Raw genomic sequence first — 15,137 nt, 5'->3', positions numbered from 1 at the left:
ACAATTGCAATGTCGCGCCCCCTTGCGGCGGACGCCGACGTGAAGGCCAAAAGAAGCGTCGATGCCGGCGACTCTCTATGGGACAGAGCGATGCGCTTATCGACAGGCCGGCTGTGCTCGGCAAGCCTTTGCTCGAACACGGTCTAGGGCCTTGAGAACAACGTATCCTTGGATTGTGACCTGAGGTCGGCTTCGGTTTGGCCCGAGCCGCTCCAGCGTAACCAGTTGCCGCGCGCACAGTGCCTCCACATCCGCGCTGTCCAACTCCGCAGGGTCAGGGCTGTCGTTTACCAGTACCAGGGTGGCGAACTCATGATGACTCAGCACAGTCGTCTCCTAAGCTATTGGTCTAATAGTGCTACGGGACTTCACTACCGTCCGTGACAGCGGCCTAGCTAGTACAGGCCGCTTCTTTGCTCTCGGACGCAAAGGTCTGGCTGGTGGGCGCTTGTGTCATCACGCCCGGAGGGAACATCTTAGCTGCTCGCAGCATACTGTTCAACGACTCGAACGCATGTCTGTGGTAATCCCTAGTTGTGGTGGTCTAATTTCCTCGGACAGGTCGATAGGAGGACAATCCGGAATCGACGAGGAAAAAAGATAGATGACAAGAAGGCGCCGACAATTTGACGCCAGCTTCAAGCTGGAAGTGGTACGGATGGTGCGAGACCAAGGATTATCGGTCAGCGAGGTTTGCCGGTCGATGGAGCTTGGTGAGACGGCCGTTCGGCGCTGGATGGCGCAGTACGATGCAGAGTGCGCCGGCGGGCCTGGCGTGGGCAAACCGCTGACGGCCGAACAGCAGCGCATTCGGCAGCTCGAAGCGGAGAACCGACAACTGCGCGAGGACAATGCGCTGTTAAAAAAAGCGTCGGCCTTCTTTGCACGAGAACTGAAGTGAGTTATCGCGTGGTAACTCACTTGCAACAGGAGGCCGTATCGGTCAGTAATGCCTGCCGGGTTTTGCAGGTGAGCCGCTCTGGCTACTATGCGCACCGGCGTGCCAAGCCGAGCGCAAAGAGCCTGCAGGAACAGACCCACGTCAAGGCAGCGTTTGCTGCCAGTGGTGCGAACTACGGCAGCCGGCGCGTGATGCATGCGCTGAGGGCACAAGGACTACGTATTGGCCGCTATCGGGTCCGCACGCTGATGCGCGAAACGGGATTGCGCGCGAGATGGAAGCGCAAGTTCGTCTCGACGACCGACAGCAGGCATACGTTACCTGTGGCAGAGAACGTGCTGGACCGGCAGTTCGACGTGGCCGAGCCGAATCGGGCCTGGACTTCGGACATAACCTATATCCGCACGGCTCAAGGCTGGCTGTATCTGGCTGTCGTGCTGGACTTGCACTCGCGCAAGGTCGTGGGCTGGTCGATGGCGCCGACCATGCCGGCCGACTTGGTCATGTCGGCACTGAGCATGGCGCTGCAGCAACGAAGGCCAGCGCCGGGACTGGTGCTGCACTCGGATAGGGGCAGTCAGTACGCGAGCGCGGAGTATCAGGCCTTGCTGGCACGCCATCAGATTGTTTGCAGCATGAGTCGAAAAGGCAATTGCTGGGATAACGCGGTGATGGAGCGGTTCTTCCTGAACCTGAAGATGGAGCGCGTGTGGCAGCGTCAGTATGCCAACCACGCCGAGGCGCGGCGCGACATCACCCAGTACATCGTCGGCTTTTATAACCCGGTGCGCTTGCACTCAACCCTGGGGTATCTGTCGCCCGCTGCCTACGAGGCGAAATCGATAGAAAAACAACCTATCTGCCTGTCCGAAATAACTTGACCACTACAAGTATCGATTCTTCCCCTGCATGGGACTGCCCCCTCCCAACCAAAAAAAGAACCCGCGCTTCCTGAGTGGTTACGCGGGTGGTAGCAGGACTACAGGGCCAGTCTATCTTGACTTAAAATTTTCTTACGTCAGAATTAAGAGACACTTTGACCTTAAATCTGAGGGAGACTATACGACTCCCTGTAGTTACAAACGAGGGCGTTAGCGAGGCCAACGCTGGTGAAGCTGGGCTCGCCATAGACCAAGGTGCAAAGAACAGCATTGGGTTGAACTCAATGGGACGCAGACGCCAACTGGCAGCCGCGCCGTGGACTTGAACGGAGGCAGGAATGACGACAGCTCGAGCTGGGACCAGGGGGGAAGCCATCAGGCTACTTGAGGCAAAAGGGGGTTGGACTCGTCGAACTGGACTACGAGTCTGGCTGGCAAGACGCTTCTGAACTTAGTCACCTGGGTGAGAAGGCTGGAGTCCGCGTTGAGTATCGCGGCCATGAGAGTATTGTCGTCAAGTCGCCAGCGGCACTTGCCGCCGGATTGAAGCGCCCAAAGCTAACGTTTCGTCAGCGCAATCTTTATTGCCAGTTTGCGCTGACCGACTTGACTGCCAGCGAATTGGCAGCCTTGGAAGCGAAGGCCATGAAGCTTGGCGATTACATCCTGGCCGGGCACCTGCTACGGGGCGCCAATACCGTTTGGGCCGAGTAACCTCGATGCATGTTCCTTGATTTCGGCCACGCTCTGCCATACCGTGACGGCCGATTATGCAGCCATCTTCCCGACGGTTGGCGATTGAAGCCCGCCACTATGCTGCCACGCTTGACTTGTCAACGGTTCTTCCATCGGCCAACTTGTGCGTCAGTTGTGGCGCAGCTGCGCGCCTGACGGCTCATTTGCGCCATTACTCGCAGCGGAAGCAAGTTCTCCCCGAGGCCGCGTCTGGTGGCTCTCACCCCAAGTGTGAAAACGCGCATGCCCCATCGGAATTCCGCTAACATTGAACATTCGATGCCCCATTCGGGTGAGCTGCCAATGGTCGCTCCTACGTCAAGTTCCGAACAATACCGCTCGCCTCCAACTAAGGCAGCGAATTAGACCATGAGCGTTTAGCCAGTGAAGAAGAGCAAGGCTGAAGGAATGGTGCGCTGGTCGTTAAAGTCCAGGGTGGTCGCTTCAACAGTCGTTGTGGTTCTTCTCCTCGCGGTCCTGCTGATTCTGGTTGCACGCCACTACGTCTTCGCCAACCTGAAGGATTCCCTGCAGGCACAGCAGGATGCACAGGTCAAACTGGTTGCTGAGCAACTTGACGACAAATTCGAAGTACGTGTCCTCATCCTGCACCGGCTTGCCGAGCAGCTTGCCCCGCTGCTGGACCGTGACCCGGCGGCGCTAAAGCGCGTCACTGAGCAGGCCGCTCCCATTCCTGAATTGTTCGATTGGGTATTTCTCGCCTGGGCGGACGGTAAGCGGGCATTCGATACCAGGCCGATAGACCAGAATCCTGATGTTTCGGACCGCCGGTACTTTCAGGACATTCTGCGCGGCGCATCTGTTGTCATTTCCGAACCGGTGATAACTAAGGTAACCGGTGCACCAGGCGTCGCCATGGCCGTACCTGTGCGCTGGGCTGATGGACGAGTTCGGGCGGTTCTTGTGGGAGGCTTGTACCTGCAGCGCGAAAACTTCCTCAAGGCGCTGTCCCGGAGTCGCATCGGCATAACCGGAGCCTATTGCCTTGTCTCGTCCGGGCAGTCCCCTCGCTACGTCATCCATGCTGACCCGGCAAAGGTACTTCAACCTGCAGCTTCCGGACATGAGTCATGCGGCACTGACAAGGCCATCTCCATATGGGAATTCGCTTGGCCAACGCGGCCCATTGTTGCTCGACATCGACTTGAAACAGCAGGGTGGCAGCTGGTTGCCACACTGCCGGCCAGAGAAGCCTTCTCGCCAATCATCCGTGCCAGGCTAAAAATTCTAACAATGGTAGGAGCAGCCTTGGCTATTGCTGGATTGCTGATGTGGCAGGTAGCCAGACGCCTGCTGGCTCCGTTGGAGAATCTGGAGCGGGCCGTGCGGGAAAGCGCGACGGACTTGCCAGCGCGCGCTGCGCTTCCTACCTCCAGAGCAGACGAAATCGGCGCCCTAGCCAGGACGTTCTCTAGCGTTATGTGCCAACTTGCCGAACGCACGAGTGCCCTGTTGAAAGCAAGGAAGCTGGCGGAGGAACGGGAAGCACGCATCCATGCCATTGCTAATCACATACCGGACCTCGTTGCCTATCTCGATATGGACGAACGCTACGTGTTCGTCAACCAAGCGTACGAACAGCGATTCGGGATGTCTGCGGGTGAAATCATCGGTCTGACGCCCAGGGACCTTTGGGGCGAAGACCATTATGCGAACGCGATAAGGCCTCACCTCAAACTCGCGCTTTCAGGCGAGCTGGTCACGTTTGACGCTGAGCATCCTTACGAGAACCCACCTCTTTATTTTAAGGTCACTTATCAGCCTGCCTGGAGTGGGACGGTCGACACTGTCGTTGGAGTGCATGTGTTCGCCAGAGACATAACAGTAGAGCGCCAGAAGATGCGGGAACTCGAGCAAAAGACGGTGTCAGACTACCTGACTGGCCTGCTCAATCGGAAAGGCTTTGACCGACGCCTGGAATCCGCCATGGCACTGAGCGAGACAAGCGGGCGGATAATGACCTTGCTCCTTGTCGACCTCGACAACTTCAAACTTGTGAATGACACTTACGGTCATCCGATAGGCGATAAGCTTCTGAACGTCCTCGCGACGCGCCTTAGGTGCTGTGTTCGCGAATCCGACGCCGTCGCCCGGATAGGCGGCGACGAGTTTGCCGTAATTTTGGAGGAGGTTTCTGGCTTGCATGCAGTGGAACGTGTCGCCGATGCGATAATCGCGGCGACCTCCGTGCCCTGCATCATTGATGACCAGCAGATTACATGCCGTACGAGCGTTGGTGGTGCACTTCACAAGCCCGGCAACGGCAACACTCGCAATGAGCTTTTCCTGAAGGCGGACACCGCACTTTACGCGGCTAAACACGCCGGCAAAGGCCGGTTCGTTGTCTTCGATAAATCGCGGAGGATTTCTTCGGATTCCAACTCCCGCACCAGCGCAGATTGAGCTTGCCCCTTCCAGTCCGGCGCGCGCATGACTAGGCCCTGCTGACGCCCAATTACGCCCGATCGGTTCTCTGTCGAGGGGGAATTTTCCGACCTTAGTGCAGCAATAACGGAACTCAGTCGAAATTGCTGGGACATTCGTCATTGCTGGGGAAGCCATGGCGGGTTGCGCAGGTGTCGGGACGTTCTTCGTGGCTGGGAAAGCCTTGGTGGCTGGCTCTGCGTTCTGGTCCTCCGCTACCGGAGAGACGCACTGGCCTTTCTCGCAAATTCGCTCCCCTTTGCACTGCATGTCATATTGGCATCCCACTGCACCGGCGTGCGGCGCAACCCCTACCGCCATTGATATGGCGAGAAGCAAGCCTAGCGCTTTCATACTTAGCTTCGCCCCCTTCTCTATATTGATCGCCAGTCCGTGCGTGTTGCCCTCCGCCCGTCAAGCCCTATTGGCGGGCTTCGCGTCCCCTAAGCCCAGCGGTCTTGTGCTGGCTCGCCGGTGGTCTTAAGGAGGGCTCATGTAGAAGTCACGGCGGCTACGCCGCCTCGGCCTCCCGCTCGCTGGCGGTGCTGGCGACGGTGCAAGCTTGGTCAATGGGCAGAGGGACCGGTCTCGCCGCAGCCTCAGCCGGCTCGGCCTGCTCCAAGGATGTGGCCGTCCCCGGGCTGGTTGGTTTTGGAAACATACGCAGCCAAGCCATCAACGCCGCCCGGCGCTCGTCGAAGCGAGAGCGAAGCAACAAAGTCGTCGAGTCATGCCGCTGCTGGGCCGCATTCTCACGAAGGCGATCCAGATAATGAATCCGGAAGCACATGGGACACCTCCTTTCGGAAGGCGGAGACGTCCCCACGAGCTATCGCTGCATTCCGAAGGAGACGACCACTTCTAGTATGGAATGTGCACGCTCTGAGCACCACCCGAACTGACCGTTTCACTACCGGGGCACCCGGAGCAGCCATGCCACAGAGCGCAGTACTACGGGGATACTGGCTGCTCCGGCCTGCTGGCCACCGCCCCGCGCGGCCTTGCGGAACGGTGTGAGGCCACTTTCACAAGACGACCGCCCCCAGCTAATCCGCTGTCGAAGCTATCCGATCCGGAAAAATTCCACACTCTGCCCCGCATTGACCGCCCGCCTCAGCCAATCGGGCATCTCGCCCTGCCCATCCCAGCTCATTCCCTCGGCGTTGCGGTAGCAGACCGGCGGCGGAGGGGGCGGGGTGGCGGCGGATCGAAGCACCCCGCCGCCGCCAGTTCTTCCATCGTCAATACGTACTCGGCCATCTGCGCCTGGATCCAGCGGATCGCGTCCGCCCTCTCAGTTTTCGTTGCCATCGTTGCCGTCGTTAGGGTCTTCCGGGTCGCGGGCCGGCGCCGGCACACCCTGCTCATCGTTGGCGAACGGCACCGGGCCGCCGGCCTTGCGCCGCCGCCCACTACCACCCTGCCGCTCGGGCGGTGCCACACGCACTTCTGCCAGCAGCTGGCGTGTGAGCGCCGCTTCGGCCTCGGCCCGCTCGGCCCTGCGCTGGGCCGCCGCGATCTAGCCCTGCGCGGACTCCAGGTCGCCCTCGGACTGGCGCTGCGCCTGTCGGCGGCCGCGAGCCGATCGGCCAGCGCCGTGGCCTGGGCCTCGAGCCGGGTCCTGTTTTCGGCTTGCGTCACCGCCGCGTCGCGGGCTTCGCTGCGCACCGGTGCCAGTTCCGTGCGCAAGTCTTCAGCGCGCGCTCGCTCTTCTGGCGCGCGCCGCTCGCTGGCCTCGGCGCCGGCGGGACAAGTGCGGTGAAACAGACCTCTTCGGTGACATGCCATAGTGTGTCTGTCGCGACGCAGCTTTATTTAACTTGGTCACCGAGGCTTTCCTGACATGACCTGCTTTGCACCACAATGTAAATTGTCTTCTTCTAACCTATATTCAATGTGTTGCCGTGGCCGCCCGTTGGGATAGGCTTCTGCGGGCGTCCCAAAATCCAGGAACCGAGCGACACCAAAACCCCACCGCCATGCGAGCTGGGAATGCATGGCCAACTCATCGCTGAGGAGCAAAACAATGAAGAACATCTCGGTAACTCTGGGAGTCATCTTGGCCCTCGCCGCAATCGGAGCCGCGGCCCAAACACCCAACGATGCGCAGATCGCTGCGATCGTCGTAACTGCAAACCAAGTCGACATTGATGCGGGAAAAATTGCAGAAAAGAATGGTCACTCCCGCGATGTAAAGGCTTTCGGAAAGCAGATGGTCACTGACCATACTGGTGTGAATAAGCAGGCGGTGGCACTGGTCAATAAGCTGAAGGTCACTCCGGAAAAAAATCCAACGAGTGAGAGCTTGCAGTCTGGTGGCGACGAGAACGTAAAGGCTCTGAAGGGACTTAAGGGTGCGAGTTTCGACAAGGCGTATATCGACCACGAAGTCACGTATCACGAACAAGTGATTGATGCAATCGACAAGACGCTCATTCCCAACGCTCAGAACGGTGAGCTAAAGGCGCTGCTGGTTGCTGTGCGCCCAGCGTTTGTGGGGCACCTGGAGCATGCGAAGAAGATCCAATCCTCGCTAGGCAAGTAATTCTCTGCACGCGCATGACGTCCATGCACCAACTACCGCCACAACCTGCTGGGCGGCAGCGAAGACACCTGCTCGCGGTTGTACTGGGCTTTGCGTGGGGCTTGCTCTGCGTTGGTCCCAGCGCAATCGCGGCCGAGAAGACGGCAAGACACACGGTGGTGATCCAGGGTGCGAAGTTTGAGCCCAAGACCATTGGCGTCAAGCGCGGCGATACGATTGTGTGGGTCAACAAAGATCCATATCCTCACACCGTCACCGCGCCAGGGGTGTTCGACTCGCACAGCATCGTTGCGGGTGGGTCGTGGCGATATATTGCGCACAAGACAGGCGAGTTTCCCTATGTCTGCACGCTGCACCCGAATATGAAGGGTGTGCTCAAGGTCGAATAGTCGGCCACATCGTGCCCGCAACGGCGGGTGACTACAAGCGCATCTGCCGTGCGACGCTCCGCCGGCTCGCCATTAGCGCGTATTTGCGTGATCCATTGCGATCTCGACCTCTACCTCGAGCTACTTGACGAAGCCCAACATTCAGATTCAGAAGATTCAAATATGCGGCCCGTTTTCATCCGACGCGGAGCGTGGTTATCATGGTCGGATGTAAAGTGCCCACATTGATCGAAAAAGGGGCCGAAGCCCATTTTTCCTAATGCATCAACGCACTGATCAATGGCCGATTTGCCGGCTGACGGCATTCTCCTGCTGGTTGAGTGTACGCTGTTCCTGGCGCGTGATATGCCCGCCATTCTGGCTTGCCATCATGCGCTCTTCCTGGCGGATCTGACGATCTTTGTTGTGCAGGGCGGCAGCTTGGCCGTGGGTCAACTCACCTTCCTTGACCTCCTGATGGATGCGCCTGTTCTGGTTGGTGAGGCGGTCGTTGACCTGTTCGCGACGGGGATGGTTTCTTTCCCAACGAGAGTCCTTGTCGCCAGCCATTGCACCTCCGGCGAGGCTTGCTGCAAAAGCGGCTACTGCCACGCTACCGAGAATCTTCTTCGCAAACATTGCACACTCCCCTTGGTTGGTCTGTCCTGCGGTACATGCCGAACATGTTCGACTAACGCCATGGAAACTGGCCGCGCTGACGCCCAGCGCGATTGGAGTTGTAACGCAATATTTCACAAATGGCTTTGTCAACTAGCTTCTACTGTCGCCTTGTCCAACTGCTGGTTAATGCTTCACGGCATATGGGGGTGAAGCGGTGGCCGAACAACGAGAAGGCGGTAGCGGACGCGAAGGAGCGAGGTATTTCCGGCATGACGAAGCCTTCCGGCGGGAGATGGTGGCGCAGTGGAACAATAGCGGCCTGAGCATTCGCGCTTTCTGCCGGCAGCATGGCCTGGCGATCAGCACTTTCGGCTTGTGGCGCAAGCGCGTAGACCATGACCAGCCGCCTGTGGTGCCTCTAACGGTGACCGCCGACACCGCCTTCATTGCGGCGGCCACGGGTACAGCACCCGCCGCGCAAGCGATGACCGACACGGCGCTATCGAAGGGGCATGACCAAGTAGTGATCGCGCTGGCCAGCGCCCGCATCGAGCTGACCGGCGCGCATGCTGCGCGCATCGTGCACTTCGTGCTGGGGCAACTGGGAGGTGGCCGGTGCTGATCACCGGCGATGTGCGGGCTCTCTGCCGAGATGCGGTCGACATGCGCAAGTCCATTGACGGCCTGTCATATCTGGTGCAGCCGCTACTGGCGCAGAATCCGCTGTTATGTGGCGAGGCCAAGTATGTAGCGGCCAACCGCGAGCACGTTTCCATGGCCTTCGTCCTTGTGGCCGGCGACACATAAGAGCTACTGTCTCAAACAGACGTAGGACGGCATCCTTCGGTTGAAACCGATGGGCCGCGGTTCCTCGGATAGCTGCCTTGTCCTGACCGCGTCCACATCCGCCGCGGCGTAGCGATGGATCGTAGCACCTGTGTGTGCCCGAGCCACGCTTGGATCGTCAGAAGAGCCACTCCCGATTGAAGCAGCATCATTGCGAGTGAGTGGTCCTATGATAGGCGTCATTGTGAACGCGCGGAGTACAACCGCACGCGTGGCTTACATAATAGATGTCAGCTTCTTCTTTGTGTCGCGTCCAACCGGCGCGATCCGAAGCAGCGGAGATGCAGCCCCTCCTCCGCAGCCCTTGCTACATTGGTATGTAGTACGTTCGCCAAAAAAAACAACGAATCCCAGAATGCTATGAGTCCTCACCCTTTCCCAAATATTGCGCTGGCGATATCCGCCTATGCGACCAAATGCCGGAACGAAACATCCTGTACTCGCAAGATCAATACTGCCCTTCGGGGTACACCGACAATACGACGGCACCGAGCTGAACAGTTTCGGTCATCGGAGAAGTCGCCCAGGTCATGCAACAGTAGAATGAGTTCCTTCAGCGTCGCGTGGACGAGAACAAGTATCAGGCGCAGATCGCTCATGCCCGGCTTGCAGAAGCACAGCAGCAAGCACGCAACGCAAGTCTATGTTCATCGCTTGCGAGCCACGTGCGACCACTCGAATCAGCCATGCGACAACAGAACGGCCCGCAATGGCTTGATAATTTGAAGCAGCAACATCGCAGCGTCCGCGATCTGCAATACCGAAACGGATGCTAACGGTGGAGGACTGAAGCCATTGCGACGCGATACGACACCCGTTCGAGCCTTATCGCCTCCTCCCGGCAACGCCGGCCTCATGTTCTTCCTGGCCCACACGCAGCGGCAGACCGTTGCCGGCCAGGGATGGCTGAAGGCGCCAGGATTTTGCACCGTTTCTTAGGTTTACTACGACGGTACAGTTACTACACTTGGTATGGGTCGCGGACGTCAGGTGCGCGACCCGTTCAATTACTTCCACAACTACACGCTGCACGCATTCTGTTCGTGCGGCATGCTCGTCTCGCCGGTCAAACAGGAGGATGCAATCATGCAAACTGTTATAAGGAGATTTTCCGGAAAGGGTGCAAAGGAGTTGTTCGATCTGCTGGAGACGCGCACGGCTGAGGTCGAAGAACTGATGCGTTCGGTCAAAGGCTTTGTCGGCTACACCCTCGCACGCAGCGGCGATGGCGGATTCTCGGTGACTGTTTGCCAGGACAAGACCGGCACTGACGAAAGCGTGCAGAAGGCAAAGGACTGGATCGCGAAAAACGCCGGAAGCACGGGCGTGGGCGCGCCGGAGATATCGGAGGGATCAGTCCTCATTCACCTGAAGTAACTTTGCCTTGCGACTGGCAGAGCGTGAGTTCAGCGGGCGGATTGGGACCTATGCAACCGGCCTCACCGTCCACTCCTCACGCCCACATCTTGCCGGGTTCGGCCAGACCTGCCTTTTGCAGATCCTCCGGGCTCGTCACAATGCGGCTCTTCTGGCTCTTGTGCTGCCTGATATGCATTCAACGGACCCACGTCCATACTATCCCGAAAAGCGGAGCGGGCAATCTGTCTTCTCCCTCATCGAGCGGCGAGTCGCGAACAAGCCGACGCACACGACTCATGGCTTGGGAAGCGCCGTCAGGCACCCTCCCCTCAGTTGACGGATTCCGGCCAGTTTGAGGGCGAGGTCCCCGAGGACGGCTGGAATCTCACGGAGGACAACTGGTCACACAAAGCGCGTCACGAGCGCTTGCATAGCCTTCGAGAATTCGATCTCAGAAGGCTTCCCGCCACATCCCTTGCAAGACGCTGAATTACCGCTTGATAGCGCGTGACCACGGGCATCGGGCTGCCCGAAGCCAGCGCGCGGCTGGCAATACGCCACGAGCTGCACGCAGCCAGCTCAAGGCGATCTTCCATAAGACGGAGGCCGGCACACAGGCACGGCTCGCTCACCTGCTTGCCGAACTTGGTGCGAGCGTGGGCCTTGGCTGACCACTGTCCGCTGCCACCTTCGAATGCATATTGGCCACAAAATTGGTCAGATGCGTGCGCCGCCCGCTTAAAGGTGTCTCTCTTGGGATAGAACAGCCAGCCTACCTGGGCAGTAAGCCGTTTAGCTGGCGACGCACAGTATTGACAATGCGGTTTACGTCTGGAGTTGTCGATTGTGTCCCAAGGAGGTCTTGAATGTCCCCATTGGCCTGGGAATGGCCGGCCACATGTAGAGTCTGGATTTCCGTTCCCGTTTAGGGTTGTTCGATGCCTGCCGTTGTCCGCAGGAATGTGAGTGTGCCACCGCGCGTTGCTGGCAGGCGGCGAACAAGCCTCGATGGAGGAAACCGCGGAGTGCTCCGAGGTGGTCGGAGTATTGGAGGCTATGGCGATTGATAGGCCGGGATGCCCCACGGTGCGGGAGGATGCGTAGTCAAACGGGATGCTGGATAGGGCCTGGTGCGGTGACGGTGCGGTCCAGTCGGGCAATCGTGAGGATGAAGCGGACGTGCGAGGGGCAGCGCGAAGCGGCAAGCGCAAGCGTCCGCTCGTGGGCCGCGTTGCCGCAAAGCCGACGGTCGGGTTGCACGTCCAGAAAGCGTGGTGCTCATGTCTGGCCTCGCCGCTTGGGTGGTGCGCGAATGGGCGCAGTGCGTTCGAGGATCTCGATGACGATCATCGGGGCACCGCAGTGCCGGCAGACGAAGACCGCAGGGGTAGCAACCCCGGGGTCGTCGGGCTGGGTGTCGATCTCAGGCACGACACCCAGCAGTTCACGGGCCTTCGCGAGACTGGCGCGGCGCACCGGGTTGGCGAGCAGTCCGTAGTGACGGATGCGATGGAAGCCGGCGGGCAGCACATGGAGCAGGAAGCGGCGCATGAACTCGCCGGTTTCGAGCGTCATGATCTTGTAGCGGGTGCGTCCCTTTGCCCGGTAGTCCTTCCAGCGGAAGGTGACACCGCGTTCATCGAAGGCGACCAGGCGCTGGTTGGAGATCGCCACGCGGTGCGTGTAGCGTGAGAGGTATTCGAGGACGGCGTCCGGTCCGGCAAAGGGACGTTTGGCGTAGACGACCCACTCGCAGGTGCGCAGCGGGGCAAGCCACCGTGCAAAGGTAGCCGCATTGGCAAGCTCCGTGTATTCGCCGAAGAACTGCAACTGGCCACGCTGGTGAGCGGATTCGAGCGCTTCGAGGAAGCGGCGCCGGAACAGACGCGACAGGACGCGCACGGGCAGGAAGAAGCCGGGCCGACATGCGATCCACCGCTCACCATCGGGCGACAGGCCCCCGCCTGGGATGATGCCATGCACGTGCGGATGATGCGTCAGCGCCGAGCCCCAGGTGTGCAGCACGAGCGTGGCGCCAATCTGGGCACCCAAGTGCCTTGGATCCGCGGCGATGGTACGCAGTGTTTCGGCGGCGATGTCGAACAGCAGCCCGTAGATCACCGTCTTGTTGTACCAGGCGATCGCGCCGACCGGTGCAGGCAGCGTGAACACGACGTGGTAGTACTCGACGGGCAGCAGGTCGGCCTGGCGCGCCTCGAGCCAACGGTGGGCGGCACTGGCCTGGCACTTCGTGCAATGGCGGTTGCGGCAGGAGTTGAAGGCGACCTCGATGCGCTCGCAACCTGAACAGCGCAGCACATGCCCGCCCAGCGCCGCCGTGCGGCACTGTTCGATGGCCGACATGACCTTCAACTGCCCCAGGCTCAGGTGTGTCGTGGCTCGCCACGCTGGCCCGTGGCTGCGGAAGATGTCCGCAACCTCCAGCATGAGGTGCTGCAGCGCGCGGGCTTACTCCGGAGGCAGGCGGTCCAGCGGGCTGGTGACCTCGTGCAGCAGGTCGGTGGCCACCTGCACGTAGAGCGCGGTGTTCTCGAGCTTCGCATGGCCGAGTAGCACCTGAATCACGCGGATGTCCACCTTCTGTTCGAGCAGGTGCGTGGCAAAACTGTGTCGCAGGGTGTGCATGGACACGCGCTTGTCGATGTGCGCAGCTTCGGCGGCGGCGTGGATGGCGCGGTTCAGTTGCCGAGTGCTGAGCGCGTCGACGGGATCGAGCCCGGGAAACAGCCACCCGCCATCCAGCATCTTGCCTTGGGCCCGGGCCACGTGCCACCAGGCGCGCAGGCGCTCGAGCAGCACCGGCGAAAGCATGGCGTAGCGGTCGCGGCGGCCCTTGCCCTGCTCGATGCGCAGCGTCATGCGCTGGCTGTCGATGTCGGTCACCTTCAGGGCCACCACTTCGCTGGCGCGCAGGCCGGCGCCGTAGGCGACCGACAGCGCGGTCTGGTGCTTGAGGTTGCCGGCCGCCTCGATTAGCCGCCGCACTTCATCGGGGCTGAGCACGACGGGCAATGTGCGGGGCACGCGCACCGGGTGCATCCTGACCATCAGCTCAGGCCGGTCGAGCGTGACCTCGAAGAAGAACTTCAGGCCGGTGATCGCGTGGTTCAGTGACACCGGCGATGTGCCGTGATCGACGAGATGCAGTTGGTAGCGCCGCAGGTCCTCGACGGTGGCGGTGTCAGGTGAGCGCCCGAGAAACCGGGCAAATTCGTGCACGATGTGCAGATAGGTGTCCTGCGTCTTCGGCGAAAGCTGACGCATGCGCATGTCGTCGATCATGCGCTGGCGCAGTGGACTGGCGTTTGCCGGTAAGGAGGTCATGATGCGGCTCCTGTTGGAGAACGAGGCGGATTGCCTCATTCGCCAACATAGAACCGTGTGACCGGTCTCTCCCTGACCGCCACCGTATGGCCGTAGCCCCTACCGCGCGAGCGGTTTAGTGTACGCCCGTGAGAGCGTGCGATCTGCGGGGTGAAAGTCCCCGCCGGAGTTGGCCACAGCTCCGTAGCTGAAGGTAACTGCGTCGTCGCGAGGCGAGGTGGGGAGTAACCGGAAGCGAACTGTCGGTCCGTAGGCTAACGAACCTGTTTCGGCGGGGTATGGCGGCGAGCCTGCACTAAAGTGGCGAAGCCTGGAAGCAACACAGCACGCTGTCGTGGCGGATAAAGCGGTGCGGTGGCGTACCACGTGGTTGAGGACGGAACGATAGGACGGTAGCACGAAGCAAGCGGGGAGACCTGCCGGCGAGGTGAACGCTGGCAGGAGTCAGAGTCCCGATAGTACTGCACACGGAAGGGTAAAGCCGTGGAGACCTGCGTCAGAGCAAAAGGCGCACTAGGGAAGCGGGGCAGGAAAGTTGATAGCAAAAGACCGGAAGGAAGCAGAGATGAAGATCGAAGCATCGCCAGTGTCGGAAACGACTAGACGAGATGCAAACGCGCTGGGAAGCTGCGTGCAGCGGAAATTCGCGTCAGCTTCAATCTGGACGGACGCTATGTTGGCTGCTCTACAAAACGGAGTTAAGGGAGGTAATTGACAAGGTGTTTCGCCTGGACACGCTCGCGCTGGGATGGGCTCAGGTCGAGAAGAACGCCGGGGCGGCGGGAGTGGACCGCATGAGCGTGAAGCGATTCGCGCAAGCGCGGGACCGCTATCTTGCTGAACTGGCGCATGCATTGCAGGACGGTAGCTATCGCCCGCAGCCGGTGCGGCGCGTCTACATACCGAAAGGTAAAGGACGTCGCCCGCTCGGTATACCCGCTGTGAAGGACCGCGTAGTTCAAGCGGCCGAGCCTGTCAGATTTCTTGTGTGTTGAGGTCATGAGACGATATCGAAAGAAACGCCCTTATGACCGAAACAACAAGCATGACGAAGAAGAGCAAGAAATCGAGCGCACCGAAGCTGTTTCCGG

13 protein-coding genes and 3 pseudogenes are annotated in these 15,137 nt (G+C 60.0%); 11 read left to right on the top strand and 5 right to left on the bottom strand.

The annotated features are described in order from the left end of the window. The first annotated feature begins 604 nt into the window (after positions 1–604). The 3 genes and pseudogenes from DN412_RS32120 to DN412_RS32110 all read left to right on the top strand — a co-directional run bounded on the left by DN412_RS32120 (position 605) and on the right by DN412_RS32110 (position 4,941). A protein-coding gene (locus DN412_RS32120) for an IS3 family transposase (protein ID WP_208647697.1) occupies positions 605–1,782 on the top strand; the annotation gives its coding sequence in 2 pieces (ribosomal slippage) (positions 605–872 and positions 872–1,782; 1,179 coding nt in all). 338 nt (positions 1,783–2,120) lie between these two features. After that, positions 2,121–2,496: pseudogene (locus DN412_RS32115) on the top strand (PHA-granule associated protein 4). A 405-nt stretch (positions 2,497–2,901) separates the two neighbouring features. Further along, a complete protein-coding gene (locus DN412_RS32110) occupies positions 2,902–4,941 on the top strand; it encodes a diguanylate cyclase domain-containing protein (protein ID WP_244222860.1) in 2,040 nt (679 codons plus the stop codon). Between the two features lie 1,084 nt (positions 4,942–6,025). Here DN412_RS32110 and DN412_RS32100 read toward each other — a convergent pair. Together DN412_RS32100 and DN412_RS46015 are read right to left on the bottom strand one after the other, a co-directional pair. Next, positions 6,026–6,273 (bottom strand): annotated as a pseudogene (locus DN412_RS32100) (H-NS family nucleoid-associated regulatory protein). Further along, positions 6,257–6,409, bottom strand: a complete 153-nt coding sequence (locus DN412_RS46015) for a hypothetical protein (protein WP_425267461.1) — start codon at positions 6,407–6,409, stop codon at positions 6,257–6,259. Before DN412_RS46015 ends, DN412_RS32100 begins: the two are co-directional and overlap by 17 nt. Positions 6,410–6,988: 579 nt before the next feature. Here DN412_RS46015 and DN412_RS32090 point away from each other — a divergent pair. Beyond that, on the top strand, positions 6,989–7,507 hold the full coding sequence (locus DN412_RS32090) for a DUF4142 domain-containing protein (RefSeq protein WP_115215263.1): 519 nt from the start codon (positions 6,989–6,991) through the stop codon (positions 7,505–7,507). 23 nt (positions 7,508–7,530) lie between these two features. Further along, positions 7,531–7,896, top strand: a complete 366-nt coding sequence (locus DN412_RS32085) for a cupredoxin domain-containing protein (protein ID WP_115215286.1) — start codon at positions 7,531–7,533, stop codon at positions 7,894–7,896. Between the two features lie 276 nt (positions 7,897–8,172). On the opposite strand, the gene DN412_RS32080 is transcribed toward DN412_RS32085, so the two are convergent. Further along, positions 8,173–8,514, bottom strand: coding sequence for a hypothetical protein (locus DN412_RS32080; protein WP_115215262.1), 342 nt, complete (start codon positions 8,512–8,514; stop codon positions 8,173–8,175). 196 nt (positions 8,515–8,710) lie between these two features. Between DN412_RS32080 and tnpA the strand changes: the two genes are divergently transcribed. The 5 genes and pseudogenes from tnpA to DN412_RS46010 form a co-directional block, all read left to right on the top strand. Continuing rightward, positions 8,711–9,118, top strand: coding sequence for an IS66 family insertion sequence element accessory protein TnpA (tnpA, locus tag DN412_RS32075; RefSeq protein WP_115215261.1), 408 nt, complete (start codon positions 8,711–8,713; stop codon positions 9,116–9,118). Beyond that, positions 9,112–9,303, top strand: coding sequence for an IS66 family insertion sequence element accessory protein TnpB (gene tnpB, locus DN412_RS44155; protein ID WP_115215260.1), 192 nt, complete (start codon positions 9,112–9,114; stop codon positions 9,301–9,303). Before tnpA ends, tnpB begins: the two co-directional genes overlap by 7 nt. A 602-nt stretch (positions 9,304–9,905) precedes the next feature. After that, complete coding sequence (locus tag DN412_RS43155) at positions 9,906–10,118, top strand: hypothetical protein (protein WP_133303114.1); 213 nt, start codon at positions 9,906–9,908, stop codon at positions 10,116–10,118. A gap of 310 nt (positions 10,119–10,428) precedes the next feature. Continuing rightward, positions 10,429–10,719, top strand: coding sequence for a hypothetical protein (locus DN412_RS32060; protein WP_039013194.1), 291 nt, complete (start codon positions 10,429–10,431; stop codon positions 10,717–10,719). A gap of 489 nt (positions 10,720–11,208) precedes the next feature. Next, positions 11,209–11,372: pseudogene (locus tag DN412_RS46010) on the top strand (helix-turn-helix transcriptional regulator); the annotation flags it as partial. Between the two features lie 607 nt (positions 11,373–11,979). On the opposite strand, the gene DN412_RS32050 reads toward DN412_RS46010, so the two are convergent. Next, complete coding sequence (locus DN412_RS32050) at positions 11,980–13,149, bottom strand: IS91 family transposase (protein ID WP_115215259.1); 1,170 nt, start codon at positions 13,147–13,149, stop codon at positions 11,980–11,982. 21 nt (positions 13,150–13,170) lie between these two features. Further along, positions 13,171–14,046 (bottom strand): tyrosine-type recombinase/integrase, encoded by an 876-nt coding sequence (locus DN412_RS32045; protein ID WP_115215258.1) that lies wholly within the window; start codon positions 14,044–14,046, stop codon positions 13,171–13,173. 608 nt (positions 14,047–14,654) lie between these two features. Here DN412_RS32045 and DN412_RS32040 point away from each other — a divergent pair. Then, the gene (locus DN412_RS32040) at positions 14,655–15,041 is read left to right on the top strand and encodes an RNA-dependent RNA polymerase family protein (RefSeq protein ID WP_208647696.1); all 387 of its coding nucleotides are present in this window, start codon (positions 14,655–14,657) and stop codon (positions 15,039–15,041) included. The last annotated feature ends 96 nt before the right edge of the window (positions 15,042–15,137 follow it).

Source organism: Cupriavidus lacunae (assembly GCF_003353055.1).
Lineage (GTDB): Bacteria > Pseudomonadota > Gammaproteobacteria > Burkholderiales > Burkholderiaceae > Cupriavidus > Cupriavidus lacunae.
Note: the sequence above shows the minus strand (reverse complement) of the source record. Positions and strands in the feature narration are given on the sequence as shown.